The organism is Streptomyces sp. NPDC127092 (genome assembly GCF_042722475.1).
In the GTDB taxonomy this organism is placed as follows: domain Bacteria; phylum Actinomycetota; class Actinomycetes; order Streptomycetales; family Streptomycetaceae; genus Streptomyces.
In genome coordinates this window covers 61,805-87,324 of the sequence record NZ_JBHXFE010000021.1, presented here as the reverse complement: position 1 = coordinate 87,324, position 25,520 = coordinate 61,805, and the positions used below count along the sequence as shown (strand labels likewise).

Genomic DNA, 25,520 nt, shown 5'->3' with positions numbered 1-25,520 from the left:
CCGGAACCCCTGGGCACCGCCTGAAGAATGTGACATATTACTGTCGTGCCCAAGAGACACTCCCTGGACGCCGTGATCATCGGTGCCGGCGTCGTCGGAGCCGCCTGCGCGTACTACGCGGCCCGCTCCGGACTCACCGTCGCCGTCGTCGACCGCGGTCCCGTCGCGGGCGGCACCACAGGTGCCGGGGAAGGCAATCTGCTCGTCTCCGACAAGGGGGCGGGCCCCGAGCTCGACCTCGCGCTGCTGTCCACGAGACTCTGGCGCGAGCTGTCCGACGCACTCCCGGCGGACATCGAGTACGAGCCGAAGGGTGGGCTCGTCGTGGCGCACGACGAGCCCACCCTGAAGGCCCTCCGCGTGTTCGCCGAGTCGCAACGGACCGCGGGCGTCCGCGCCGACGAGATCGCCGCCGAGGACCTGACCACACTCGAACCCCACCTCTCACCGGACCAGGCGGGCGGCTTCCGCTACCCGCAGGACGCCCAGGTCCAGCCGGCCAAGGCCGCCGCGCGGCTCCTGGAGGCGGCCCGGGTGCCGGTCCACCTCGGCGAGGAGGTCACGGAGATCCTGCGCACGCCGAGCGGCGGAATCGCGGGCGTCCGCACGACCCGCCGCGAACTCCTCGCCCCGGCCGTGGTGAACGCCGCCGGAACCTGGGGCGGGGAAGTGGCCCGCCTCGCGGGCACGCACCTCCCCGTCCTGCCACGCCGCGGCTTCGTCCTGGTCACCGAACCGCTGCCCCGCATGGTCCGCCACAAGGTGTACGCGGCGGACTACGTCGCGGACGTCGCCAGCGGCTCCGCGTCGCTGCAGTCCTCCGCGGTGGTGGAGGGCACACCGTCCGGCCCGGTCCTCATCGGCGCCACCCGCGAGCGCGTCGGCTTCGACCGCTCGCTCTCCCTGGAGGCCCTGCGCCGCCTCGCGACCCAGGCCGCCGGGCTCTTCCCCTTCCTCGCCGACGTCGAGGTGATCCGCGCGTACCACGGCTTCCGCCCGTACCTCCCGGACCACCTCCCGGCGATCGGCGCCGACCCGAGGGTCCCGGGGCTGCACCACGCCTGCGGCCACGAGGGCGCGGGCATCGGTCTGGCCCCGGCGACCGGAGCGATGGTCGCGGCGGCCCTCACCGGCTCGGAACCGCCCATGGACCCGACGCCCTTCTCGCCGTCCCGGGACTTCGCCCACCACGAGGGAGAAGCCGGATGACGAACGGAAGCGGCCGCCGCCGCAACGGCCCCGACGCACCCACCGACCACCCAGGAGCCACGCCTTGACGACCCCGCGCGACCTCGTGGGCGGCGCGCCGCGCACCACCTTCACCCTGACCTTCGACGACCGCGAACTCCCGGCCCAGGAAGGCCAGTCCGTCGCCGCGGTGCTGTGGTCGGCCGGCATCCTCGCCTGGCGCACCACCCGGAACGGCGCCGCGCCGCGCGGAGTCTTCTGCGGCATCGGCCAGTGCTACGACTGCCTGGTCACCGTCAACGGCCGCCCGAACCAGCGCGCGTGCACGGTGCAGGCCCGCCCGGGCGACACCGTCACCACCCAGGAAGGAACGGGCCGTGCCGCACTCGACCGCTGACCTCGCCGTCGTCGGGGCGGGCCCGGCCGGCCTCGCCGCCGCCGTCACGGCCGCGGACCTCGGCCTCACGGTGACCCTGCTCGACGCGGGTGCCCGCCCCGGCGGCCAGTACTACCGCCACCCGGCGCCCGGCCTCGGCGCGGCGCGCCCCCAGGCCCTGCACCACGACTGGCGGCCCTTCGCGGCACTCACGCGGCGCCTGGAGGCGCACCGCCGGCAGGGCCGGGTCGGCTACCTGCCGAACCACCACGTCTGGACGGTCACGCCGGCGGGCGACACCGGCTCCTGGTCCGTCCACGCCCGCACCGACGGCGCCGCCGAGCCACCCGCACCCGTCACCGCCCGCGCGGTCCTCCTCGCCACCGGCTCGTACGAGCGCCAACTCCCGTTCCCCGGCTGGACGCTGCCCGGGGTGGTCGGCGCGGGCGGCGCGCAGGCCATGCTCAAGGGCGGTCTGGTGCTGCCGGGCCGGCGGATCGTCGTCGCCGGCAGCGGCCCGCTGCTGCTCGCCGTCGCCGCCTCCCTGTCGGCCGCCGGAGCGCGGGTCCCGGCCGTCGCCGAGGCGTCCGGGTACGGCGGTTACGCCGCCCACGCGGCCACCCTCCTGCGCAACCCGGCCAAACTCGTCGAGGGCGCCCACTACGGCTCCGCGCTCGTCCGCCACCACACCCGGTTGCTGACCCGGCACGCCGTGGTCGAGGCGCACGGAACGGACCGGGTGGAGGCCGTCACGGTCGCCCGCCTGGACCGCGACTGGCGCCCGGTCCCCGGCACCGCCCGCCGCATCCCGTGCGACGCGGTGGCGGTCGGTCACGGCCTGGTCCCCGAACTGTCCCTGGCGACGGCGCTGGGCTGCGCGACCCGGACGGCCGCGGACGGCACGGTCGCCCTCGCCCTCACCGACGACCTGCGCACCTCGGTGCCGGGCATCTGGTCGGCGGGCGAGACCGGCGGCATCGGCGGCGCCCAACTGGCCCTGGTGGAAGGCGCTCTGGCCGCCCATTCGATCGCACGGGCCGCACTCGCCACGGACACCGCACACGCCGCGGACGCCGCACGTGCCGTTCGGCCCGGTGCCACCGCGCCCGCCGCCCCCGCGCCCCTGCGCCGCGCCCGCGCCCGCCTCCGCGCCTTCGCCGACGCGATGGGCTCGGCGCACCGTCCCGGCGCGGGCTGGACCGACTGGCTCGCCGACGCCGCAGACGTGTGCCGCTGCGAGGAGGTCACGGCGGGCGAGGTCCGCGAGGCCGTCACGGAACTGGGCGCGCGTGACGCGCGGACGGTGAAGCTGCTGACCCGTGCGGGCATGGGCTGGTGCCAGGGCCGGATGTGCGGCCAGGCCGTCGCGGCACTGTGCGGCGCGGCCGCGGCCGACGGCGCCGCCGTGCCCCCGGCGCCCGACCGCCGCCCCCTCGCCTGCCCGGTCCCGCTGCGCCAACTGGCCTCGCTGCCCGTCGACCTGAACTGATTTCCTCCGCCACGGTCTTGTGACCGACGTACACCACTCAATAAAATGTCACACACTACTAAGGAGAGTTGCCGATGAGCGAGAGCGTGACCGCCTCCCACTGGAGCCCCACCCGCCCCTGGCGCGGCATCATGGTCGCCACCGCCCTCCCGCTGCGCGACGACCTCTCGGTCGACCACGACGCCTACGCGGAACACGTCCGCTGGCTGATCGAGAACGGCTGCGACGGCGTCGTACCCAACGGATCCCTGGGCGAGTACCAGACCCTCACCGACGAGGAGCGGGCCCAGGTGGTCCGTACGGCGGTCGAGGCCGCCGGTGACGGCGCGCGGGTCATGCCCGGCGTCGCCGCCTACGGCAGCGCGGAGTCCCGGCGCTGGGCCGAGCAGGCCGCCGAGGCCGGCGCCGGCTCGGTGCTGCTGCTGCCGCCCAACGCGTTCCGCGCGGACGAGCCCACCGTCCTCGCCCACTACGCCGAGGTCGCGAAGGCCGGCCTCCCGATCGTCGCGTACAACAACCCGATCGACACCAAGGTCGACCTGACGCCCGCCCTCCTCGCCCGGCTCCACGCCGCCGGAGACATCGTGGCGGTCAAGGAGTTCAGCGGCGACGTCCGCCGCGCCTACGAGATCGCCGAACTGGCCCCGGACCTCGACCTGCTGATCGGCGCGGACGACGTGCTGCTCGAACTGGCCCTGGCGGGCGCGGTCGGCTGGATCGCCGGCTACCCCAACGCGCTCCCGGCCTCCTGCGCCGAGCTCTACCACGCCGCCGTCGCCGGCGACCTGGCCACCGCGCTGCCCCTCTACAAGTCGCTGCACCCGCTGCTCCGCTGGGACTCCAAGACGGAGTTCGTGCAGGCCATCAAGGCCTCCATGGACCTCGCCGGCCGGCCCGGCGGCCCCACGCGGCCGCCCCGCCTCCCGCTCACCGGAGCCACGGCCGCCGCCGTGCGCGCCGCCACCGAGAAGGCCCTGGCCGACGGCCACCACTGAGAGGTCAGGACGTACCCATGCGCACCCGTCACGTCTACCACGCCGTCGACTCGCACACCGAGGGCATGCCCACCCGGGTGATCACCGGCGGCGTCGGGGTGATCCCCGGCGCCACCATGGCCGAGAAGCGGCTGCACTTCATCGAGCACCTGGACCACCTGCGCACCCTCCTCATGTACGAGCCGCGCGGACACGCCGCCATGAGCGGCGCGATCCTCCAGCCGCCCACCCGCCCCGACGCCGACTACGGCGTCCTGTTCATCGAGGTCTCGGGCCTGCTGCCGATGTGCGGCCACGGCACCATCGGCGTCGCCACCGTCCTCGTCGAGACCGGCATGGTCCCGGTGACCGAACCCGTCACCACCGTCCGGCTCGACACGCCGGCCGGCCTCGTCAGCGTCGACGTACGCGTGGAGGACGGCGCGGCCACCGCCGTCACCCTCACCAACGTGCCCGCCTTCTCCGTCGGCCTCGACCTGAAGACCGAGGTGCCCGGCCACGGCACGGTCACCTACGACCTGGCCTACGGCGGCAACTTCTACGCCTTCGTGGAGCTGGACTCCCTCGGCCTGCCCTTCGACCGGGACCGCAAGGAGGACCTGCTCGCCGCCGGCCTGGCCGTCATGGATGCCATCAACGCGGGCCCCGACCGGCCGGTCCACCCGGAGGACCCCGCCCAGGGCGGAGTGAAGCACGTCTACCTCGCCGCCCCGGGCTCCGACGCCCGCCGCTCGCGGCACGCCATGGCCATCCACCCCGGCTGGTTCGACCGCTCCCCGTGCGGCACGGGCACCAGCGCCCGCATGGCCCAGCTGCACGCCCGCGGACTGCTGCCGCTCGACACGGACTTCGTCAACGAGTCCTTCATCGGTACGGAGTTCACCGGACGCCTCGTCGCCGCGACCACGGTCGGCGGCCGGCCCGCCGTCGTACCGACGGTGACCGGCCGGGCCTGGATCACCGGCACCGCACAGTACTTCCTCGACCCGACGGACCCGTTCCCCGGAGGGTTCCTCCTGTGAGCCCGACCGGTCTCCGCCCCACCGAGATCCGCACCATCGACTACCACACGGCGGGCGAGCCCTTCCGGATCGTCTCGGAGGGCCTGCCCCCGCTCCCCGGCGACACCGTCGCCGAACGCCGGGCCACCCTCCTCGGCCCGGGAGGATCCGGCACCGCCCCGCGCCCCGGCGCACCGGACGAGCTGCGGCGACTGCTCGTGCGGGAACCCCGCGGCCACGCCGGCATGTACGGCGGATTCGTCGTGCCGCCGGACGACGACGGCGCCCACCTGGGCGTGCTGTTCTGGCACAAGGACGGCTACTCGACGGCCTGCGGTCACGGCACCATGGCCCTCGGCGTCTGGGCCGTCGACACCGGCCTGGTCACCGCCTCCGCCGACCGGGACGACGTCCAGGTCCGCATCGACGTCCCCTCCGGGCGGGTCACCGCCACCGTGCACCGCGCGGCGGGCCGCACCACCGGTGTCACCTTCCGCAACGTCCCGGCCCGCGTGTCGGCCCGCAAGGTGCCGGTGACCACCAGCCTCGGGACGGTCGAGGTGGACCTCGCGCACGCCGGCGCCTGTTACGCCTCGCTGCCCGCCCAGGCCCTCGGCCTCACCGTCGACCGCGCCGCGCTGCCCGCGCTCACCCGGGCCGGCCGGGAGATCCGCGACGCCCTCGCCGGCCACCCCGCCACCCGGCATCCCGGGGACCCGCTGCTCTCCGGGGTGTACGGCGTGATCCTCCACGAGGAACTGCCCGATACCCCGCGCGGCCCGCACCAGCGCAACGTCACCGTCTTCGCCGACGGCCAGATCGACCGCTCGCCCTGCGGCTCGGGCACGTCCGCCCGGCTGGCCCTCCTCGCCGACGAGGGCCGCCTGGGCGCGGGCGACGTGCTCACCCACGAGTCCGTCACCGGCACGGTGTTCACCGGGCGGACGGTCCCCGCGGCCACGACGGAGGACGGCCTCGTCACCGAGGTGACCGGAACGGCCCACCGCACGGGGGAGCACCGCTTCCTGCTCGACCCGGACGACGCCCTCGGCACCGGGTTCGCCCTGTGAGCCCGGAGGCGATCCGGCGTGCCGCCCGGCCCGGCACGCCGCGCGTCACGCCGCCCGGCACCCCGCTGGACGCTCCGCTCGACGCCCCGGCCGTCGCCCGGCTGCTCTCCCCGGCCGGGGCCGTCGACGCGCTGGCCGACGTCCTCCGGGAAGGACTCGACCCGGAAGAGTGCCCGCCGCGCACCGCCGTGCCCGTGCCGGCCGGCGAACTGCTGCTGATGCCCGCCGCGTCGGCCTCCTGGGCGGGGGTGAAGATCGCCGGAGTGGCGCCGGGCAACCCGGCCCACGGGCTGCCGCGCATCACCGGCACCTATCTGCTCCTGGACGGCCCGACGCTGCGGCCGATGGCCGTGATCGACGGAGCCGCGCTCACCTCCCTGCGCACCCCGGCGGTCTCCGCCCTGGCGGTCCGTCACCTCACCGCCCCCGACCGCCCGTGCCGGCTCGTGCTGTTCGGCTCGGGCCCCCAGGCGTACGGGCACCTGGAGGCGGTGCTCGCCGTGCGGGAGGTGACGCGGGCGGTGGTCGTCGCGCGGAACCAGGAGCGCGCCGGCCGCCTGGTCGCGCACGCCCGTGACCTGGGCGTGCCGAAGGCCCGTACGGGCGCGGCCGGGGACGTGGCCGACGCGGACCTGGTGCTCTGCTGCACCACGGCCCGTACGCCCCTGTTCGACGGGCGGCTCGTCGCGCCCGGGGCCACGGTGGTCGCCGTCGGCTCGCACGAACCGGACGCCCGGGAGACCGACTCGGCCCTGGTACGGCGGGCGGCCGTCTACGTCGAGTCGCGCGCCGCCGCGGCACGCGAGGCCGGCGACCTGCTGATCCCGGAGGCGGAGGGAGCCGTAGGACCCGGGCACATCGCGGGAAACCTGGCCGAACTGGTCACCGGCCGGACGGCCCCGCCCGATCCGGAGGCGCCGCGGCTCTTCAAGAGCGTGGGCATGGCCTGGGAGGATCTTGCCGTCGCCGTCGCCCTGTACCGCGCGGCGTCCGGCAGCGAAACGTGACATTGTACGCTGTCCTCCTGCGAGTTCTCGGAGGATCAGCGTGGGTGACCTGAAGCAGCACAGTCTCATCAAGGCCCAGGAGAGGCTCCGCGACCAGGTGGGCCACGCGCTGCGCGCCGCCCTGATAGCGGGCGAACTCCGGCCGGGCAGCGTCTACTCGGCGCCCGGCCTGGCCGCCGAGCTCGGCGTGTCGGCCACCCCGGTGCGGGAGGCGATGCTCGACCTCGCCCGCGAGGGCCTGGTCGAGCCCGTCCGCAACAAGGGCTTCCGGATCACCGAGGTCAGCGAGCGCGAGCTGGACCAGTGCACCGAGCTGCGCATGCTGATCGAGGTGCCCACGGTCGGCCGGGTCACCGAACTCGCCGGCCGGGAACAGCTGGAGGAACTGCGCCCGCTCGCCGAGGACATCGTCGTCAAGGCGCGCGAGCACAACCTCATCGGCTACCTGGAGGCCGACCGCCTCTTCCACCTCACGCTGCTCGGACTGGCCGGGAACGACCGGCTCGTGGAGACCGTGGGCGACCTCCGCAAGCGCTCCCGGCTCTACGGGCTCACCGGCCTCGACGAGGCCGGCAAGCTGGTCTCCTCGGCGGAGGAACACCTGGAGCTGCTGGACCTGATGATCTCCGGCGACCGGCAGGCCGCCGAGGCCTGCATGCTGCGCCACCTCGGCCATGTCCGCTCGCTGTGGGCCGAGGCCCGCGACGAGCCGGTCGAGCGCCCCGCCGGCCGCCTCGGCCCGGTCCGCAAGAACTGACCCGCCGCGGTCCGGCGGGTCAGCGCAGGGACTGCCCGTACACGTGCTCCACGGGCATCCGCATGAGCACCCGCCGGTCGGCCACCATCACCGTCCGGTACTCCTCCCAGTCCGGGTGCTCGCCCGCGGCCAGCCGGTAGTACTCCACGAGCGCCTCGACCTCGGGCCCGTGCGGATCGGTCCCGGGGCCGATCAGCGTCACCGTGCCCTCGGCCGTCGCCCAGGACCGGCCGTCCTCGCTGGTCACCTCCAAGGCCGCGCGCGGGTCACGGCGCAGGTTGGCCGTCTTGGCGCGGCCCTCGGTCATCGACACGTACAGCGTCTCCGTCTCCGGGTCGTAGTACGGCATCACGGGAGACAGCTGCGGACGGCCGTCCGCCTTGAGGGTGGCGAGCACGCCGAGCCGGCTCTTGGTGAGGAGGTCACGGGCGTCGAAGGATGTCGTCGTCATGTCCTCCTCCAAGTCCCGCGTGCCGCTGGTTTGTTCCCGCCGCGAGCCCTTTCTTCCCGCCGGGCCCGGACCGGTCCGTCAAGAACGGGGCCGGACGAGGGCGAGAGCGAGGCGGGGCCGCGAAGGCGGCCGGGACAGCAGCGCCTCCGTCACCGTCAGGGCCGTCGCCGCGCTCGCCAGACCGAGGACCGCGCCGGCCGCGACGTCACCGGGATAGTGGACGCCCGTGTGGACGCGGGAGTAGCCGACGGCGCAGGCCAGCATGCCGAGCGGGGCCGCCGCGGGAGGCAGCACCACGCCCACGGCCGTGGCGAAGGCCACCGCCGAGGCGGTGTGCCCGGACGGGAACGAGGCCGAAGTCGGCATCCGCACATGCCGGTCCACCGTGACCCGGGCCGCCTCGCGGTCAGGCCGTGGCCGGCGGACCAGCCTCTTGCCGAGCAGGTTGCCGACGGCCGAGGCGACCGCGATCGCGCCGACCCCGGCCGCCGCCGCCCTCCGCGGACGCCCGCCGGGCAGCGCGAGGGCCGCGGCCACGGCGAGCGAGATCTTGGAGTGGTCGGCGGCGTGCGACAACCGGCGCAGCGCCCGGTCGAGCGCCGGGGTCGGCGTCGCGGCGACCGCCGCGTAGAGCGCGCCGTCCACCGCGCTGAGGTCGGCGAGCACCTCGCGGAGCGGCGATCGGGGCCGGCCCGTGCCGTCGGGCAGCGGGACGGACCCACCGGTGGCGGGCGGTTCAGCCATGGGAGCCTCCTCGACGGATACGGGGGCCGAAGGCGAGCACCAGGATCCGGTACCAGTTGGTCGGCGGGGCGGCCGGCACCGTACCGGGCCGGTCCCGGGGGACGACGACGCGCAGCGCGCGCGGGCGGATGACACAGACGACCGGCGTCGGCAGGGTCAGCGCCTCGCCGTCGACCGCGACCGGCAGCGTGTCGGCGTCGGCGGTGACCTCCACCCGGTGCGCCGTCAGCACGTTCAGGCCGGTGGACTGCGCGCCGCGGACGGCGAGATCCGCCGCCTGCGCCACGCCCTCCACCCGGACGGCGATCACCCCGAGCAGGCCGCCGTCCAGACGGGGTCTGCGCCCGCCGCTGATCGGATCGGGCGAGTTGTACGGGTTGTTGCTGACGAGCAGCGCCTGCTGGTCGCGCAGCGCGGTCCTGTCGGCGCGGGCGTCGAGGCGCCGCCCGGTGTCCGCGGCCAGCAGGTCCGGCATCATGCTCAGGGCCGTCCCCGCCTTCGCGTCGCGGTACTCGGGGCGCTGCACGACATCGGCGTACACGCCGAACGAGACCGTGTTGACGAACGGCCGCCCGCCGACGTCACCGAGGTCGATCCGCAGTTCCTCGCCGTCGACGAGGGCGTCCAGACAACGGGACGGATCGGAGCGGTCGAGGCCCAGGTCCATGGCCAGGTGGTTACGGGTGCCCGCGCTGATCACCAGGAAGGGCAGGTCGTGCTCGGCCGCCACCGCCGCCACCAGCGCCTGGGTCCCGTCACCGCCCGCGACGCCCAGCAGGTCGGCGCCCTCCGCGACCGCCGCGCGGGCGAGCGCGGTCACGTCGACGGGCTCCTCGCCGGGCGCCGGCGGGTCGAGCAGCACGACCTTCGCGCCGAGCCGCTCCGCCTTCTCGACCAGCTCGAACCGGCCGACCTTGCCGCCGCCCGACTGCGGGTTCATCACGAGCACGGGCCGCCGGGGCCGCGGCGCCGGCCGGACGCGCCGACCGCGCCGGGGATGGCGCAGCGCGGACCGCGCGCAGAACAGAGCCCCGCCCCACAGCAGCAGCGAGGTCAGGGCGGAGCGCCACAGACCGCGGTCGACGTAGAGGAGCAGCACGGCGACCGGTGTGGCGGCGGCGAGCAGCGCGCCCAGGAGGCGCACCGGTCCGCGGTGGGCGAGGAACCACCACACGCCCGCGGCGCACAGCGCCAGCCCCGCCAGACCGCTCGCGACGATCAGCAGTCCGCCGCTGCCGAACGGCACGAAGAGCGAGACCACCGCGAGGGCGGCGGCGAGCAGCGCGCACCGCGCGAACAGGCGCGGCCGCGTCCGCCTCCGTATCCGATCGCGGTCCTCCGTGGTCACCGTCAGCCCTCCCGGGTCCGTGGTCCCCGCCCCAGCGTGGGGCTTCGCCGTACGTCGTACCGTCCGCGCGGGGCCGTTCGGGTGGTGCCTCGGCGGGTGCCCGCGCGGGTGCGTCCGGATCGTCCGGATACCGATTGTGGCACGGCCGGATTGACGACAAGATCGTTCGGGTGCGTGATGATGCGAAGCTCTCCGACGGGTTCGTCACCCTGTCACCGCTCGACCCCGCCGACGCGGCCCGCCTCCCCTTTGCCGCTCCGTCACCTCCCGGCGCGCCCTGGCGCGTCCACGGGCCCGCGCGCACCTTCGCCGTCCGGGCCGGGCGGCTGCTCGGCGCCGTCCAGGTGCGCCCGGCCGCCGCGGGTCCGGGGGACCTCGGGGGCCTCGCGGACCACGACGTCGACCTGAGCTACGTCCTCGCACCGGAGGCCCGCGGCCGCGGCTTCGCGACCCGGGCCGTCCTCCTCGCCTGCGACCACGCCCGCGCCGAGGGCGCCCGCCGCGCCGTGATCGTCACCGCCGCAGGGGACACGACCGCGTCCGCCGTCGCCCGGCGGGCAGGCTTCGCGCACCGGGGGCAGATCAGCCATGCGGACGGCACCCTCCTCGACTGGTACGTCAGGCCGCTGGACCGGCTGTAGGGAGCGTTTCCGGGGCACCGGTCCGCCGGACCGGCGGCGGCTTGGCCGGAAGCGGCCGGACGGGAAGCGACCTGACTGGCGGCGGTCCGGACCGGAAGCGGCCGGACCGGAAGCGGCCGGACCGGAAGTGGCCGGCCCGGAAACGACCTGACCGGGCAGCGGCCGGACCGGCGGCCACCGGCCCGGTGCGCGTTCAGGCCAGGATCCCGCTGCCGTGCGGGGCGTACAGGTCGAGCAGGCGGACCCGGGTGACCTGGAGGCGGTGGGCGAGGATCTGGCCGACCCAGAACATCACCGAGGAGCCGAACATCGGGTCCGTGCGGCACATCGAGCGCACCGCCGCCCCGTCGAACTCGTACGCCCTGACCGGCGTCATCGCCTCCGCGCCCGACTGGCACAGATACGGGGGGAACAGCCACGACAGGCCCACCAGCTCGCCGTGCCGCAGCGTCTCGATGACCGGCGACCCGCGCCCCGGCACCTTGGCGTCCAGGGTGACCGCGCCCGTCTTCACGATCCAGAACCGGTCCGCGCGGTCCTGCTCCTCGAACAGCCGGTGACCGACCTCGAAGTACACGTCCTCGGCGAAGGCCATGAGCCGCTCCCGGTGCTCGGGCGGCAGCGTACTGACCTTGGGTGCGGCGGTGCTCATGACGGCCTCCTCGGAGCTGCGGGGGTGCGTCCCGACTCCAGTGTCCGCCGCACACCCGCCGTACGCCGACACCGCACCGGCCCGTCACACGGACGCCGCACGCGTCCCCACGACCGCCGGACCGCCGGTGGCGGGGCCGTCACCCTGCGCTTACGGTGAGGGCGTTCCGGCGTGCGCTCACCAGGCGCAGGGCGGAGCATGAACGTGGGGAGGAAGCGCCGACACGGGGGCGGACCCAGGAGGGTGCCATGGCCGTCCCGCAAGGGGGCGACGCACTCGTCGTCCTCGAAGACGTCGACAAGCACTTCGGCACGCTCCACGTGCTCCAGTCCATCGACCTCACCATCCACCGCGGGGAGGTCGTGGTCGTCATCGGGCCGTCCGGGTCCGGCAAGTCCACGCTCTGCCGTGCCATCAACCGCCTGGAGACCATCGACTCCGGCACGATCACCATCGACGGGAAACCGCTGCCGGCCGAAGGGAAGGCACTGGCCGCGCTCCGCGCCGACGTCGGCATGGTCTTCCAGTCCTTCAACCTCTTCGCGCACAAGACGGTGCTGGCCAACGTCACCCTCGGGCAGATCAAGGTCCGCAAGACGGACCGCAGGAAGGCCGAGGAGCGCGCCCGCACGCTACTGCAGCGGGTCGGGGTGGCCAACCAGGCGGACAAGTACCCGGCGCAGCTGTCCGGAGGGCAGCAGCAGCGCGTGGCGATCGCCCGCGCGCTCGCGATGGAACCGAAGGTGATGCTGTTCGACGAGCCGACGTCGGCGCTCGACCCGGAGATGATCAACGAGGTCCTGGAGGTCATGCAGCAGCTGGCCAGGGACGGCATGACCATGGTGGTCGTCACCCACGAGATGGGCTTCGCCCGCTCGGCGGCCAACCGCGTGGTCTTCATGGCCGACGGCAGGATCGTCGAGTCGGCCCCGCCGGACGAGTTCTTCGGCAATCCGCGCAGTGAGCGCGCCAAGGACTTCCTGTCCAAGATCCTCAAGCACTGACCGGACGGCGGACCGCACCACCACCGCCGGACCACCGACCCGACCTGGACCACCGACCGATCCGGACCACCGACAGACCTGGACCGTCGACCCGACCCGTACCCCCGACCCCACCCGTACCCCCGACCCCACCCGTACCCCCGACCCGCCCCGTACCCCCGACCCGCCCCGTACCCCCGACCGCCCCGTATCACCGTGATCAGCGTGGAGTGATGACCATGAACCCGCTCAGGAACCGCAGGCTCACGATCGCCGCGGCCGCCGCGATCGTCCTCTCCTTCACCGGCGCCGCGTGCAGCGACGACGGTGACGGCGGGTCGGGCGGCGGAGACGGCGACAAGATCACCGTCGGCATCAAGTTCGACCAGCCCGGTCTCGGGCTCAAGACGCCGGACGGCAAGTACACCGGTCTCGACGTGGACGTGGCGACGTACGTCGCCAAGGAACTCGGCCACGACCCGGGCGACATCGTGTGGAAGGAGGCGAAGAGCGCCGACCGCGAGACGCTGCTGCAGCGCGGCGACGTCGACTTCATCGCCGCCACCTACTCGATCACCGACAAGCGGGCCGAGAAGGTCGACTTCGCCGGTCCCTACCTGCTCGCCCACCAGGACGTGCTGATCCGCGCCGACGATAACTCCATCACCAAGCCGGCCGACCTCAACAACAAGAAGCTCTGCTCGGTGACCGGCTCCACCTCCGCGCAGAACGTCAAGACGAAGCTCGCCCCGCAGGCCCAGCTCCAGGAGTACGGCGGCTACTCCGAGTGCCTCACCGGCCTGGAGAACAAGGTCATCGACGCCCTGACCACCGACGACACGATCCTCGCGGGTTACGCGGCGCAGCCCGAGTTCAAGGGCAAGTTCAAGCTCGGCGGCTTCAAGATGAGCAACGAGAACTACGGCATCGGCGTCCAGAAGGGCAGCGAACTCAAGGCGCAGATCAACAAGGCGCTGGAGAAGATGGTCGCCGACGGCTCGTGGCAGGCCGCCGTGGACAAGAACCTCGGACCCGCCGGTTACAAGAACGAACCCGCCCCGAAGATCGGCGTCGTCGTTCAGTGAGCAGGCCGCCGTGTTCGACTTCCTCGAGGGCTACGACATCCTGGGAGCGTTCTGGACCACGGTCCAGCTGACGTTCTACTCCGCGATCGGCTCCCTGGTCTGGGGGACGCTGCTGGCCGCCATGCGGGTCAGCCCCGTCCCCCTCATGCGGGGCTTCGGCACCGTCTACGTCAACGTCGTCCGCAACATCCCGCTCACCGTCATCATCGTCTTCACCTCGCTCGGCCTCTTCCAGACCCTCGGTGTCAGCCTCGGCGCCAAGGACTTCACGTCCATCAACTTCCGGCTCGCCGTCCTCGGCCTCATCGCCTACACCTCCGCGTTCGTGTGCGAGGCGCTGCGCTCCGGCATCAACACCGTGCCCCTCGGCCAGGTCGAGGCCGCCCGCGCGATCGGACTCAACTTCACCCAGACCCTGCGCCTGATCGTGCTGCCCCAGGCGTTCCGCTCGGTCGTGGGCCCGCTCACCAACGTCCTGATCGCCCTGACCAAGAACACCACCGTCGCCGCGGCCATCGGCGTCGCCGAAGCGGCCCTGCTGATGCGCGAGATGATCGAGAACGAGGCCCAGCTGATCCTCATCTCCGCGATCTTCGCCTTCGGCTTCATCTGCCTGACCCTGCCCACCGGGCTGTTCCTCGGCTGGGTCGCCAAGAAGGTGGCGGTGAAACGATGAAGGAGAAGCCCACCGTCCTCTACGACGTCCCCGGCCCGCGCGCCCGCCACCGCAACGTGCTCTACACCGTGCTGTTCCTCGTCGCCGTGGCGGCGGTCGTCTGGTGGGTGGTGGACAGCCTCGAAGCCAAGAACCAGCTCGAGGGCGAGAAGTGGGAGCCGTTCTTCACCGACCCCCGGGTCTGGAACACGTACATCCTGCCGGGTCTGAAGAACACCGTGATCGCCGCCGCCCTCGCCATGGTCATCGCCCTGCCGCTGGGCGCGCTGTTCGGCATTGCCCGGCTCTCCGACCACGCGTGGGTGCGGGCGGCGGCCGGCACGGTCGTGGAGTTCTTCCGCGCCATCCCGGTCCTGATCCTGATGCTCTTCGCCAACGCCGCCTACTCGGAGTTCACCGACGTCAGCCCCGAGACGCGCCCCCTGTACGCGGTCGTCACCGGCCTCGTCCTCTACAACGCGTCCGTGCTCGCGGAGGTGGTCCGCGCGGGCATCCTCGCCCTGCCGTCCGGGCAGACCGACGCGGCCAAGGCGATCGGCATGCGCAAGGGCCAGACCATGACGAACGTGCTGCTGCCGCAGTCGGTCACGGCCATGCTGCCGGCCCTCGTCAGCCAGCTCGTCGTCATCGTGAAGGACACCGCGCTCGGCGGCGCGATGCTCGGCTTCTCCGAGCTCCTGGCCTCCGTCCGCCCGATGAGCGCCAACTACGGGGCGAACACCATCGCCTCCTTCACGATCGTGGCCATCGTCTTCGTCGTCCTGAACTTCCTCCTCACCTCCTTCGCCTCCTGGCTGGAGGGCCGCCTGCGCCGCGGCAAGAGGACCACCGGCGCGGTGGTGGGCGTAGAGGCGGTCGAGGAACTCGCCCGCCCGGGCGAACACCCACCGGAACCGGGCGAACGGCAGTGAGGCAGCCGGACATGGCGACGCCAGCCGGAGGGGGCCGGAGTCGGCCGCTTTTGAGCGGAGGTCGGCGACCGGTCGGGAGGGGGGCGTTCGTTGTCGGCCGGGGCTGTCGGGCGTCCTCGGTCGGAGGGCGGAGGTGCCCGTGAGAGAGGCGGAGACGGGGTGCGCCCGGCTGGAGGCCGGCGGGCGCCCCTGCCGTCGTCGGCGAGCCGGCCCGCCGGACGGCCCGTGCGGCCTCCTCAGCCAGAGCCCCCGCTCTGCCGAGAATGCAGGGCATGAGCGACACGCCGCCCGCAGCCCGTCCGCCGTCCTCGTCCTCCCCGCCGCCCGGCCGCACCGACCGGCTGCTCGCCGCGCTCGCCGGGATCCTCGCCGGATACGGCGGACTCGCGGCCGCCGCGCTCGTCGCCGTGCTGGTGCGGCCCGAGGCCGGGCCGGTGCCGGCCGTCGGGGACGCCGTCGTCGACCTCTCGCCGACCGCCGTCAAGGAATGGGCGATCCGGACGTTCGGTGAGAGCGACAAGGCCGTCCTGGAGTTCGGCATCCTGGTGCTGCTCGCCGCCCTCGCGGCCGCCCTCGGCCGACTCGCGCTGCGCAGCACGGCCGCCGCGCTCGCCGGCGTCGCCGTGGTCGGTGCTGTCGGCGCGCTCGCCGCCGTCACCCGGCCCGACTCCGAATCCGCGAGCGACGCGCTGCCCTCGCTCGTGGGCGCGGCCACGGCCGCCGCCCTGCTGTACCTCCTGGTGCGGCGGCTCACCCGGGCACGCCCGGCCGCCGCCGGGGGCGCGGGCCGGCGCGGCTTCCTCGTCGCCGCGACGGGTGTGGCGGCGGGCGCCACCGGCGCCCTGGTCCTCGGCCGCACCGTGGGCTCCACGCGTTCCGAGCACGCCACGGCCTCCCGCAACGCCCTGCGGCTGCCCCGGCCAGCCTCGCCCGCGCCCGCCGTGCCACCCGGAGCCCAGCTCCCGGTCGACGGCATCAGCCCCTTCGTGACCCCGAACCGCGACTTCTACCGGGTCGACACCGCCCTCGTCGTCCCGCGCGTCGACGCCGACACCTGGCGGCTGCGGATCCATGGCAGAGGCGTGGCCGGCGAGCGCGTCCTCACGCTGTCCGAGCTGCTGCGCCGCGAGGTGATCGAGCGCGACATCACCCTCGCCTGCGTCTCCAACGAGGTCGGCGGCCCGCTCGTCGGCAACGCCCGCTGGCTCGGCGTCCGCCTCGCCGACCTGCTGCGCGAGTGCGGCGTGCGACCGCCCTCGGCCGGCGGGCCCGCCGACCAGCTCGTCGCCCGCTCCGTCGACGGCATGACCATCGGCACGCCGGTGGAGGACGTCATGGACGGCCGCGACGCCCTGCTCGCCTTCGGCATGAACGGCGAGCCGCTCCCGTTCGACCACGGCTTCCCGGTGCGCATGCTCGTCCCCGGCCTCTACGGCTACGTGTCGGCCTGCAAGTGGATCTCGTCGGTGGAGCTCACCACCTTCGACGCGTACGACGCCTACTGGGTACCGCGCGGCTGGGCCGCCCAGGCCCCGGTCAAGACCCAGTCGCGGATCGACACGCCCCGCGCCTTCGGCCGCGTGACCGCGGGGACGGTCGCCGTCGCCGGAGTCGCCTGGGCCCAGCACCGGGGCATCTCGCGGGTCCAGGTACGGGTCGACGAGGGGCCCTGGCAGGACGCCGAGCTCGGTGCCGAGGACAGCCGCGACACCTGGCGCCAGTGGCTCTACCGCTGGCCGGCCGCCCCCGGCCGGTACACCCTGACCGTACGCGCCACCGACGGCACCGGCGCCGTGCAGACCGAGCGGCGCACCGGCACGATGCCGGACGGCGCGACCGGCCTCCACTCCGTCGTCGTCACCGTCGACGCGGCGTGAGGGGCCGGGCGGGCCGGCTGGCGGTCCGTCCGGCCGTCCGGCCGTCCGGCCGTCCGGCCGTCCGGCCGTCCGGCCGACCGGCCGACGGGCTGACCGGCTGGCGAGCTGGCTGTCCGTCCGTCCACCCGTCCGGCTAGCCGACTGGTCGGCTGACCGGCCGTCTGGCTGCCGACCGGCTGACGAGCCGACCGGCTGGCTGGGTGTCCGTCCGTCACCCGTCCGACTGGCCGACTGGTCGGCTGACCGGCCGTCCGGCTGTCGACCGGCTGACGGGCGGACCGGCTGGCCGTCCGGCTCCCGACCGGCCGACCGGCCGACGGGCCGACCGGCCGACCGGCTGGCTGGCTAGCTGTCCGTCCGACCACCCGTCAGGCTGGCTGACGGGTCGGCTGAGCGTCCGGCCGACGGGCCGACGGGCCGATGGGCTGACCGGCCGACCGGCTGGCGGGCCGGGTGGCGCGCCGGCCGCCGGTCCGGCTGACCGCCGGTCCGCTCGGTCGCCCGTCCGGCCGTCCGCCGGTCCGTCCGGCTGCCGACCGGCCGACCAGCCGACCGGCCAGAGGTTCGGCCGACCCTCCGGCCGGGCGACCGGGCGGACCGGCCGTAGCCTCCGGGCACCGATCCGGCCTCCGACCGGCCCTCCGGCGTCGGTCACGCCGAGGTGGGAGGCCCCGGCCCGCCAGGCCGAGCTCGTCCCGGATGCCCCCCGCCCCCGAACGGCGCACCATGAAGACATGGACGGCACACCCGAGTTCGGCGAACTCAGCGCGCCGAGCCGCGTCGCCGGGCCCGACGAGGGGATCAGCACCGCCGAGCTCGCCCTCGCCGCCCGTAACCACGGGCTGCCCCTCGAAGCCCTGCGGTACGACACCAGCCCGCCCGGCCTCCACTACGTCCTGGTCCACTACGACATCCCGGCCGCCGACGCCGAGGACTGGCGGCTCACCGTCGACGGCCTGGTCGACCGGCCGCTCTCGCTCGGCCTCGCGGCGCTGCGCGAGCGCCCCGCCGTCACCCACCGCGTCACCCTGGAATGCGCCGGCAACGGCCGGGCCCGGCTCGCACCCCGCCCCGTGAGCCAGCCCTGGCTGGTCGAGGCCGTCGGCACGGCCGACTGGACCGGCGTCCCGCTGGCCACGCTGCTCGCCGAGGCGGGCATCCGCGAGGGAGCCGTCGACGTCGTGTTCACCGGCGCCGACCACGGCGTCGAACGCGGCACCGAGCAGGACTACCGCCGCGCCCTGCCCCTCACGGTCGCCGCCGACCCGGCCCGCGCGGTGCTCGTGGCGTACGCGATGAACGGCGCACCACTGCCGCCCCAGCACGGCAGCCCCCTGCGCCTGGTCGTACCCGGCTGGTACGGGATGGCCTCCGTGAAGTGGCTGCGCGCGATCACCGTCACCGACGCCCCGTTCACCGGCTTCCAGCAGACCGTCGCCTACCGCTTGCGGCAGCGCGCCGACGAGCCCGGCGAGCCGGTCACCGTCATCGCGCCCCGCGCCCTGATGATCCCGCCCGGCTTCCCCGACTTCATGACCCGCGCCCGGGTCGTCCCTCCCGGGCCGGTGCCGCTCACGGGCCGCGCCTGGTCGGGACACGCGCCCGTCGTGCGCGTCGAGCTCAGCGACGACGGCGAGGAGAGCTGGACCGACACCGAGGTCGTCGCCGATCCCGAGCGGCCCTGGGCCTGGGCGGCCTGGCGGACCACCTGGACGGCGACCCCCGGCACGCACCTGCTCGCCGTCCGCGCCACCGACGCCGCAGGCCACACCCAGCCGCTCACGGCCCCCTGGAACCGGGGCGGCTTCGCGAACAACCTGGTCCAGCGGGTCGAGGTGCACTGCCTGCCGTAGCCGCGCCGGTTCCGTAACCGGGTCCGCTCCGTAACCGCTTCCGCCCGTAGCCGCTTCCGCTCCGTAACCCCGTCCGCTTCCGTACCCGCGCGTCCGCGTCCGCTTCCGTAACCACGTCCGCGTCCGCTTCCGCGTCCGCTTCCGCGTCCGCTTCCATAGCCGCGCTCGCCCGCCCGCGGAGCCTCACACCGATGCCAGGCTCCGACCACCCTGCCCTGCTCCCAACAGCACTGCCCTGGCTCCGACAGCGGTGGGCCTGGCTCCGCCCGTGCCAGGAGTGCCGTACCCGCCCACCCCGGTCCCCTCCGGGCCCGGGTTAGAGTCGTCCGCGGACGTCCGCCGCACACCACCGCATGACCGAGGAGCATTCCGTGACCGACCCGGAGACCACCGCCCTGCAGCAGCAGATCGCCCGGGAGCTGGAGGTCTCCGAGACCTTCGACCCGACGGCGGAGATCGAGCGCCGGGTGGCCTTCCTCACCGAGCGCCTCACCTCCACCGGGCTGCGCTGCCTGGTCCTCGGCATCAGCGGCGGCGTCGACTCCACCACCACCGGCCGGCTCTGCCAGCTCGCCGTCGAGCGGGCCCGCGCGGCCGGCCACGACGCGACCTTCTACGCCATGCGCCTGCCGTACGGCGTCCAGGCGGACGAGCACGACGCCCAGCTCGCCCTCGACTTCATCCGGGCCGACCACGTCCTCACCGTGGACATCAAGCCGGCCAGCGACGCCGCCCTCGACGCGACCGTGGCCGCCGGTGTCGTCTTCCGCGACGCGCACCACCAGGACTTCGTGCACGGCAACATCAAGGCCCGCCAGCGGATGATCGCCCAGTACGCCGTTGCCGGCGCGTACGACGGTCTCGTCGTCGGCACCGACCACGCGGCCGAGGCGGTCTCCGGCTTCTTCACCAAGCACGGCGACGGCGCCGCCGACGTCGTGCCGCTCACCGGCCTGACCAAGCGCCGCGTGCGCGCCGTCGCGGACGAGCTCGGCGCCCCCGCCGAGCTGGTCTGGAAGACGCCGACGGCCGACCTGGAGACCCTGGACCCGGGCAAGCCCGACGAGGACGCCCTCGGCGTCACGTACGACGAGATCGACGACTTCCTGGAGGGCAAGCCGGTCGGCGACGCCGCCTTCGCGTCGATCGTCCGCCGTTACGAGCTCACCGACCACAAGCGCCGCCTGCCGATCGCGCCCTGAACCCCCGCCCGGACGCCCACCGGGCGCTCCGCGGCCGCCCGTCACCCCCGGGGTGACGGGCGGGGGACCATCCGGCCGTTTCCGCGTGGCGGGGGCGGCCGGCCGAGCGGGCGGTGGTGTGCCCTGAGGTGACGTCAGCAGACGTACCACCGAAGGGAGAACCACCCGTGTTGTTCGGCAGCACCCCGGCATTCAGCAGCTTCTCGGTCGACGACCTCGACGCGGCCCGCGCCTTCTACGGCGACACGCTCGGTCTTCAGGCGGGCGAGGAGGGCTCCGGCGACATGCGCATGCTGTTCCTCACCCTCGCCGGCGGCGCGAAGGTCCTGGTCTACCCGAAGGGCGACCAGCACAGCCCGGCGAGCTTCACTGTCCTCAACTTCCAGGTCGACGACATCGAGGCCGCCGTCGACGCCCTGAAGGACAAGGGCGTCGAGTTCCAGCGCTACCCGGGCTTCGAGTTCGACGACAAGGGCATCTGCCGGGACACCCACGGCCCGGCCATCGCCTGGTTCACCGACCCGGCGAAGAACGTCATCGCGGTGCTCCAGGACTGACCCGGCCCCGTGCGGCGGCGCACCCCCGTCATGTGATCCACTGGCCTGGCGGGGGCGTCGGCCCCGGGCGGCCGGCATGGCGGGTCCCCTACGGGCGTCCGACACGGGCTCCGTCACCGGTGTCCGACACGGTTGTCCGCCGCACCGGTGTCCCACACGGCGGGTCCCGGACACGGGTCCCGGTGTCACGAACAGGAGCACGAAGCCTTGTCCACGTACCGTCAGCCCGGGCTCGTCCTCACGGACCGCCGCTTCACCGTCCCCCTCGACCACGAGCGCCCCGACGGCGAGACGATCGAGCTCTACGGACGCGAGGTCGTCGCGAGCGACAAGGCGCACCGGACCGACCTGCCCTGGCTGCTGTACCTGGAGGGCGGACCCGGCTTCGGCGCGCGCCGGTTCATCGGACCGCAGGCCTGGCTGGGCCGGGCCGTGAAGGAGTTCCGCGTCCTCCTGCTCGACCAGCGCGGCACCGGACACTCCACCCCGGCCAACCGGCAGACCCTGCCGCTGCGCGGCACCCCGGCGGAGCAGGCCGCCTACCTCGCCCACTTCCGCGCCGACTCCATCGTCAGGGACTGCGAGCTGCTGCGCCGCGAACTCACCGGCGGCGCCCCCTGGACCGTCCTCGGCCAGAGCTTCGGCGGCTTCTGCGCCACCCACTACCTGTCCACCGCGGCCGAGGGACTGGCGACCGTCCTCGTCACCGGCGGACTGCCGTCGCTGCACGCCACCGCCGACGAGGTCTACCGGGCCGCGTACCCGCGGATCCGGCGCAAGAACGAGGCCCACTACGCCCGCTACCCCGACGACGTCGAGCGCGTCCGCCGCATCGCCGCCCACCTCCACGAGCACCAGGTCTCCCTGCCGGGCGGCGGCACGCTCACGCCCGAGGCCTTCCAGTCCCTCGGCATCCTCCTCGGCGGCGGCAGCGGCAGCCACCAGCTCCATCTGCTCCTGGAGGAGGCCTTCGTGCCGACCGCGGCCGGTCCCGCGCTGTCCGACGCCTTCCTCGAGGGCGTGCAGGCCCAGCTCTCGTATGCGGGACACCCGCTGTACGCCGTGCTCCACGAGGTCATCTACGCCCAGGGCCCGAGCCTCGGCCACGGGCCGACCGACTGGGCCGCGCAGCGCGTGCGGACGGAGTTCCCCGAGTTCGACGCGGCGAAGGCGCTCGCCGGCGACGGACCCGTCCTCCTCACCGGCGAGAGCATCCACCCCTGGCACTTCACCACCGACCCGGCGCTGCGCCCGCTGCGCGAGACCGCCGAACTCCTCGCCGCCCGCGCCGACTGGGCGCCGCTCTACGACCCGGCGCGGCTCGCCGCCAACGACGTGCCGGTCGCCGCGGCCGTCTACCACGACGACATGTACGTGGACACCGCCCACTCCCTCGAGACGGCGCGGGCGATCCGGGGCCTGCGCACCTGGGTCACCGACGAGTTCGAGCACGACGGCGTGCGGGCCGGCGGACCGCGCGTCCTCGACCGGCTCCTCGCGCTCGTCCGCGACGAGCTCTGACGGAACCGGTCACTCCGCGCCCGGGAGCACTCCCCGGGCGCGGAGACGGCAGCCGCAGCCGCAGCCGCGGCCGGCGTCCCGCGCCTGCCACCGGACCGGCGGCGGTGGCCCGGACAAAAGTCCAAGCGGTGCCCACCGATTGCTCATGGTGCGGCCGTCCCACAGGGGATAGACATCGGTCCGAGCTCCGGGCTCCGAGCTCCGGGCTCCGAGCCCGAGCCCCGAGCCCGAGCCCCGAGCCCGAGCTGCCCCGAGCCCAGAGTCCGAGCCCCGAGACGGTGTCTCGGCGTGTCTGGAGAGGACGGACATGACCACCCACGTCGAGACCGAGATCGCGAGCCAGCCGGACTGCTGGCGGCGCGCCGCCGAGACCGCCGCCGAGCGGGCCCGGCTGCTGCCCCGTACCGGCGAGCGGATCGCCGTCGTCGGCTGCGGCACCTCGTACTTCATCGCCCGCTCCTACGCCGCCCTGCGCGAGTCGCTCGGCGAGGGCGAGACCGACGCCTTCCCGGCCTCCGACCCGACCCCGCTCGGCCGCGGCTACGACCGGATCGTCGCCCTCACCCGCTCCGGCACCACCACCGAGGTCGCCGGGCTGCTCGCCCGAGCCGCAGGGCGGATCCCTACCCTCGCCCTCACCGGCGTCCCCGACAGCCCGGCCGGCCACCACGCCGACACCGTCCTCGACCTCGGCTTCGCCGACGAACGCTCCGTCGTCCAGACCCGGTTCGCCACCACGGCGCTGCAACTCCTGCGCGCCGGCCTCGGCGTCGACCTGGAGGCGTCGGTCATCGACGCCGAACTCGCCCTGTACGAGCCGCTGCCCGCCGCCTGGGAGCGGCACGGCCAGTTCACGTTCCTCGGCACCGGCTGGACCGTCGGTCTCGCCGACGAGGCCGCGCTCAAGCTCCGCGAGGCGGCCCGCGCCTGGTCGGAGTCGTACCCGGCGATGGAGTACCGGCACGGACCGATCAGCATCAGCGACCCGGACAGCCTGGTCTGGTGCCTCGGCCCCGTGCCGCCCGGCCTCGCCGACGAAGTCAACGCCACCGGCGCCCAGTTCGTCGCCGACGCCGTCGACCCGGTCGCCGCCCTGGTGCGCGCGCAGCGGCTTGCCGTCGCCCTCGCCCGCCGTCGCGGCCTCAACCCCGACCGGCCGCGCAACCTCACCCGCTCGGTCATCCTCGCCGGGGCCCGCTGACCGGGCACCACCGGACACCACCGGACGCCGCCGCGCCCCGGCTCGTATCCTGCGCTCATGATCGAGAAAACCGAACAGGCTTCGCAGCTGGCCGAGATGCCCTCCGACTGGCAGCGCGCCCTCGCCGTCGTCGCCCACCCCGACGACCTGGAGTACGGCTGCGCGGCCGCCGTCGCCCGCTGGACCGACGAGGGCAAGGAGGTCGCCTACCTCCTCGTCACCCGCGGCGAGGCCGGCATCGACTCGCTCGACCCGGCCACCTGCGGGCCGCTGCGCGAGCAGGAACAGCGGGACAGCGCCGCGGTCGTGGGCGTGCGGACCGTGGAGTTCCTCGACCACGAGGACGGTGTGATCGAGTACGGGCTCGGGCTGCGCCGCGACATCGCCGCCGCGATCCGCCGCCACCGGCCCGAACTCGTCATCACCCTCAACCACCGCGACACCTGGGGCCCGGAGCCCGGCGGCTTCTGGAACACGCCCGACCACCGCGCCGTCGGCCGCGCCACCCTGGACGCGGCGGCGGACGCCGGCAACCGCTGGATCTTCCCCGAGCTGACCGAGCAGGGCCTGGAGCCGTGGAACGGCGTGCGCTGGGTGGCCGTGGCCGGCTCCAACCTGCCGACCCACGCCGTCGACGCGGGCCCGGGCCTGGAGCGCGCCGTGCTCTCGCTGCGCGCCCACCGCACGTACATCGAGGCGCTGACCGAGCAGGACGTGGAGGAGTACTGCCGGTCGTTCGTCGCCGAGTCCACCGCCCGCGCCGCCGACCGCTTCGGCGGCCGCCCGGCGGTGGCCTTCGAGGTGTACCCCCGCTAGGCCGTTTCCTCCGGATCCCGGCCGGGTCCGGGCCCTGATCCGAAAGAAATGGCCTGGCCGGGCATCACTCCGCGGCCAGGGCCGGCCCGGCGCGCGGTCGCCGGACCGGCCCTGGACGGTGGACCCGCCCCGAGTGGCGTCACCCGCGCCGGCTCACATGCCGGGAGCGGGCTTCAGGACCGCGAAGGGTGCGCCGAACGGATCCGCGAACCAGGCGATCCGGCCGACGTCCGGGACGTCCGCCGGCGGCATGAGGACCGAACCGCCGCTCTCCTGCACGGTCGTGGAAGTCGTGTCGGGGTCCGACACCATGAAGTACGGGATCCAGCGCGCCTTGTCGGCTCCGCCCTGGAGCGGTGCCGCACCGCCGAACGAGGTGTCCTTCAGGTCGCCCTCGGCCGTCGAGATCACCCGATAGGTCATGCCCGGCGCCTCCATCTCCTCCCAGCGCCAGCCGAACAGCGCGCGGTAGAAGGCGAGCGTGGCCTCCGGGTCGACGGTGTGCAGCTCGACCCACAGCAGCGTGTTGGGCTCCGAGGTCCGCTCCAGACCCTTGACCCGGCCCGGCTCCCACACCGCGAACTGCGCGCCGCCGCGGTCGGTCAGCGCCGCCATCCGGCCCGCGTCCATGACGTCGAAGGCGGCGAGCCGCACCGTGCCACCGTTGTCCTCGGCCGTCTGGGCGGTCGCCTCGGCGTCCGGGGTCTGGAAGTAGACGGTCCAGGCGCTGCTCGCGCCCTCCTCGGTGAGCGGGCCGAGCGCGGCGACGGTCTTGCCGTCCTGCTGGAAGAATCCGTAGCCGCCGGCGTCGGGGCCGGCCGAGACGAAGTCCCAGCCGAAGACCCGGCCGTAGAACATCGCGGCGGCGTCCGTGTCGGGGCTGCCGAGGTCGAGCCAGTCGGGCGAGCCGGTGGTGAAGTCCGTTCCGAGCATGGGGGTGAGTCCCGTCCTTCCGGGTGGGGAGGCCGTGCCGTGACGGCGGGTGGCGGGTGTTCCGGCCACCATGGCCGATCCTTGCCGCCGGGCCAGGTCCGCGCAGCGCCGCCCGCCGGGTTTCATCCGCACGGCGCAGCGCGCCCACCGAGCCTCACACCCCCCGCTCCTTGTCAGACACCTCAG

The 25,520-nt window shown here is 74.3% G+C and carries 25 protein-coding genes; 20 read left to right on the top strand and 5 right to left on the bottom strand.

The annotated features are described in order from the left end of the window. Positions 1 to 45: 45 nt before the first annotated feature. From ACFWJO_RS19155 to ACFWJO_RS19120, 8 genes are all read left to right on the top strand, one after another. A complete protein-coding gene (locus tag ACFWJO_RS19155) occupies positions 46 to 1,209 on the top strand; it encodes an NAD(P)/FAD-dependent oxidoreductase (protein ID WP_386866573.1) in 1,164 nt (387 codons plus the stop codon). A gap of 64 nt (positions 1,210 to 1,273) precedes the next feature. Then, complete coding sequence (locus ACFWJO_RS19150; RefSeq protein ID WP_386866571.1) at positions 1,274 to 1,585, top strand: (2Fe-2S)-binding protein; 312 nt, start codon at positions 1,274 to 1,276, stop codon at positions 1,583 to 1,585. Next, complete coding sequence (locus ACFWJO_RS19145) at positions 1,566 to 3,053, top strand: FAD-dependent oxidoreductase (protein WP_386866569.1); 1,488 nt, start codon at positions 1,566 to 1,568, stop codon at positions 3,051 to 3,053. The genes ACFWJO_RS19150 and ACFWJO_RS19145 overlap by 20 nt, the downstream gene beginning before the upstream one ends. A gap of 74 nt (positions 3,054 to 3,127) precedes the next feature. Then, positions 3,128 to 4,048, top strand: a complete 921-nt coding sequence (locus ACFWJO_RS19140; protein WP_386866567.1) for a dihydrodipicolinate synthase family protein — start codon at positions 3,128 to 3,130, stop codon at positions 4,046 to 4,048. Between the two features lie 17 nt (positions 4,049 to 4,065). Further along, positions 4,066 to 5,070, top strand: coding sequence for a proline racemase family protein (locus ACFWJO_RS19135; protein WP_386866565.1), 1,005 nt, complete (start codon positions 4,066 to 4,068; stop codon positions 5,068 to 5,070). Continuing rightward, positions 5,067 to 6,119, top strand: a complete 1,053-nt coding sequence (locus tag ACFWJO_RS19130) for a proline racemase family protein (RefSeq protein WP_386866563.1) — start codon at positions 5,067 to 5,069, stop codon at positions 6,117 to 6,119. Before ACFWJO_RS19135 ends, ACFWJO_RS19130 begins: the two co-directional genes overlap by 4 nt. A 65-nt stretch (positions 6,120 to 6,184) precedes the next feature. After that, on the top strand, positions 6,185 to 7,126 hold the full coding sequence (locus ACFWJO_RS19125; RefSeq protein WP_386866659.1) for an ornithine cyclodeaminase family protein: 942 nt from the start codon (positions 6,185 to 6,187) through the stop codon (positions 7,124 to 7,126). Between the two features lie 40 nt (positions 7,127 to 7,166). Beyond that, positions 7,167 to 7,883 carry a GntR family transcriptional regulator gene (locus ACFWJO_RS19120; RefSeq protein ID WP_386866561.1) on the top strand — a complete coding sequence of 239 codons (717 nt, stop codon included), beginning with the start codon at positions 7,167 to 7,169 and terminating at the stop codon, positions 7,881 to 7,883. 19 nt (positions 7,884 to 7,902) lie between these two features. Here ACFWJO_RS19120 and ACFWJO_RS19115 read toward each other — a convergent pair whose 3' ends face one another. The 3 genes from ACFWJO_RS19115 to ACFWJO_RS19105 all read right to left on the bottom strand — a co-directional run bounded on the left by ACFWJO_RS19115 (position 7,903) and on the right by ACFWJO_RS19105 (position 10,426). Further along, positions 7,903 to 8,334 carry a PPOX class F420-dependent oxidoreductase gene (locus ACFWJO_RS19115; protein ID WP_386866559.1) on the bottom strand — a complete coding sequence of 144 codons (432 nt, stop codon included), beginning with the start codon at positions 8,332 to 8,334 and terminating at the stop codon, positions 7,903 to 7,905. Positions 8,335 to 8,412: 78 nt separating this feature from the next. Further along, a complete protein-coding gene (locus ACFWJO_RS19110) occupies positions 8,413 to 9,078 on the bottom strand; it encodes a phosphatase PAP2 family protein (RefSeq protein ID WP_386866557.1) in 666 nt (221 codons plus the stop codon). Continuing rightward, positions 9,071 to 10,426 (bottom strand): diacylglycerol/lipid kinase family protein, encoded by a 1,356-nt coding sequence (locus tag ACFWJO_RS19105; RefSeq protein WP_386866556.1) that lies wholly within the window; start codon positions 10,424 to 10,426, stop codon positions 9,071 to 9,073. Before ACFWJO_RS19105 ends, ACFWJO_RS19110 begins: the two co-directional genes overlap by 8 nt. Before the next feature lie 170 nt (positions 10,427 to 10,596). Here ACFWJO_RS19105 and ACFWJO_RS19100 point away from each other — a divergent pair, with 170 nt between their 5' ends. Then, complete coding sequence (locus tag ACFWJO_RS19100) at positions 10,597 to 11,067, top strand: GNAT family N-acetyltransferase (RefSeq protein ID WP_386866554.1); 471 nt, start codon at positions 10,597 to 10,599, stop codon at positions 11,065 to 11,067. Positions 11,068 to 11,260: 193 nt separating this feature from the next. Here the strand turns inward: ACFWJO_RS19100 and ACFWJO_RS19095 are convergent, their stop codons facing one another. Then, positions 11,261 to 11,719 carry a Crp/Fnr family transcriptional regulator gene (locus ACFWJO_RS19095; protein WP_386866552.1) on the bottom strand — a complete coding sequence of 153 codons (459 nt, stop codon included), beginning with the start codon at positions 11,717 to 11,719 and terminating at the stop codon, positions 11,261 to 11,263. A gap of 248 nt (positions 11,720 to 11,967) precedes the next feature. Here ACFWJO_RS19095 and ACFWJO_RS19090 point away from each other — a divergent pair, with 248 nt between their 5' ends. The 11 genes from ACFWJO_RS19090 (at position 11,968) to ACFWJO_RS19040 (ending at position 24,401) form a co-directional block, all read left to right on the top strand. Continuing rightward, positions 11,968 to 12,723 (top strand): amino acid ABC transporter ATP-binding protein, encoded by a 756-nt coding sequence (locus tag ACFWJO_RS19090; RefSeq protein ID WP_384409398.1) that lies wholly within the window; start codon positions 11,968 to 11,970, stop codon positions 12,721 to 12,723. Positions 12,724 to 12,935: 212 nt separating this feature from the next. After that, the gene (locus ACFWJO_RS19085; RefSeq protein WP_384409396.1) at positions 12,936 to 13,787 is read left to right on the top strand and encodes a glutamate ABC transporter substrate-binding protein; all 852 of its coding nucleotides are present in this window, start codon (positions 12,936 to 12,938) and stop codon (positions 13,785 to 13,787) included. A gap of 10 nt (positions 13,788 to 13,797) precedes the next feature. After that, the gene (locus tag ACFWJO_RS19080; protein WP_384409394.1) at positions 13,798 to 14,463 is read left to right on the top strand and encodes an amino acid ABC transporter permease; all 666 of its coding nucleotides are present in this window, start codon (positions 13,798 to 13,800) and stop codon (positions 14,461 to 14,463) included. Next, complete coding sequence (locus ACFWJO_RS19075; RefSeq protein ID WP_386866549.1) at positions 14,460 to 15,374, top strand: amino acid ABC transporter permease; 915 nt, start codon at positions 14,460 to 14,462, stop codon at positions 15,372 to 15,374. Before ACFWJO_RS19080 ends, ACFWJO_RS19075 begins: the two co-directional genes overlap by 4 nt. Positions 15,375 to 15,646: 272 nt before the next feature. Further along, entirely contained in the window at positions 15,647 to 17,251 is a 1,605-nt protein-coding gene (locus ACFWJO_RS19070; protein ID WP_386866547.1) for a molybdopterin-dependent oxidoreductase, read from the top strand. Between the two features lie 734 nt (positions 17,252 to 17,985). Next, positions 17,986 to 19,104: a sulfite oxidase gene (locus ACFWJO_RS19065; RefSeq protein ID WP_386866545.1), complete on the top strand. Its 1,119-nt coding sequence runs from the start codon at positions 17,986 to 17,988 to the stop codon at positions 19,102 to 19,104. A gap of 353 nt (positions 19,105 to 19,457) precedes the next feature. Then, entirely contained in the window at positions 19,458 to 20,306 is an 849-nt protein-coding gene (nadE, locus tag ACFWJO_RS19060) for an ammonia-dependent NAD(+) synthetase (RefSeq protein ID WP_386866543.1), read from the top strand. Positions 20,307 to 20,476: 170 nt separating this feature from the next. Then, positions 20,477 to 20,863 carry a VOC family protein gene (locus ACFWJO_RS19055; protein WP_385689508.1) on the top strand — a complete coding sequence of 129 codons (387 nt, stop codon included), beginning with the start codon at positions 20,477 to 20,479 and terminating at the stop codon, positions 20,861 to 20,863. A gap of 207 nt (positions 20,864 to 21,070) precedes the next feature. Beyond that, on the top strand, positions 21,071 to 22,384 hold the full coding sequence (locus tag ACFWJO_RS19050) for an alpha/beta fold hydrolase (protein ID WP_386866541.1): 1,314 nt from the start codon (positions 21,071 to 21,073) through the stop codon (positions 22,382 to 22,384). A 307-nt stretch (positions 22,385 to 22,691) separates the two neighbouring features. After that, positions 22,692 to 23,585 (top strand): SIS domain-containing protein, encoded by an 894-nt coding sequence (locus ACFWJO_RS19045; RefSeq protein ID WP_386866539.1) that lies wholly within the window; start codon positions 22,692 to 22,694, stop codon positions 23,583 to 23,585. 57 nt (positions 23,586 to 23,642) lie between these two features. Continuing rightward, entirely contained in the window at positions 23,643 to 24,401 is a 759-nt protein-coding gene (locus ACFWJO_RS19040) for a PIG-L deacetylase family protein (RefSeq protein WP_386866537.1), read from the top strand. 153 nt (positions 24,402 to 24,554) lie between these two features. On the opposite strand, the gene ACFWJO_RS19035 is transcribed toward ACFWJO_RS19040, so the two are convergent. Beyond that, entirely contained in the window at positions 24,555 to 25,334 is a 780-nt protein-coding gene (locus ACFWJO_RS19035) for a VOC family protein (RefSeq protein WP_386866535.1), read from the bottom strand. Between the last annotated feature and the right edge of the window lie 186 nt (positions 25,335 to 25,520).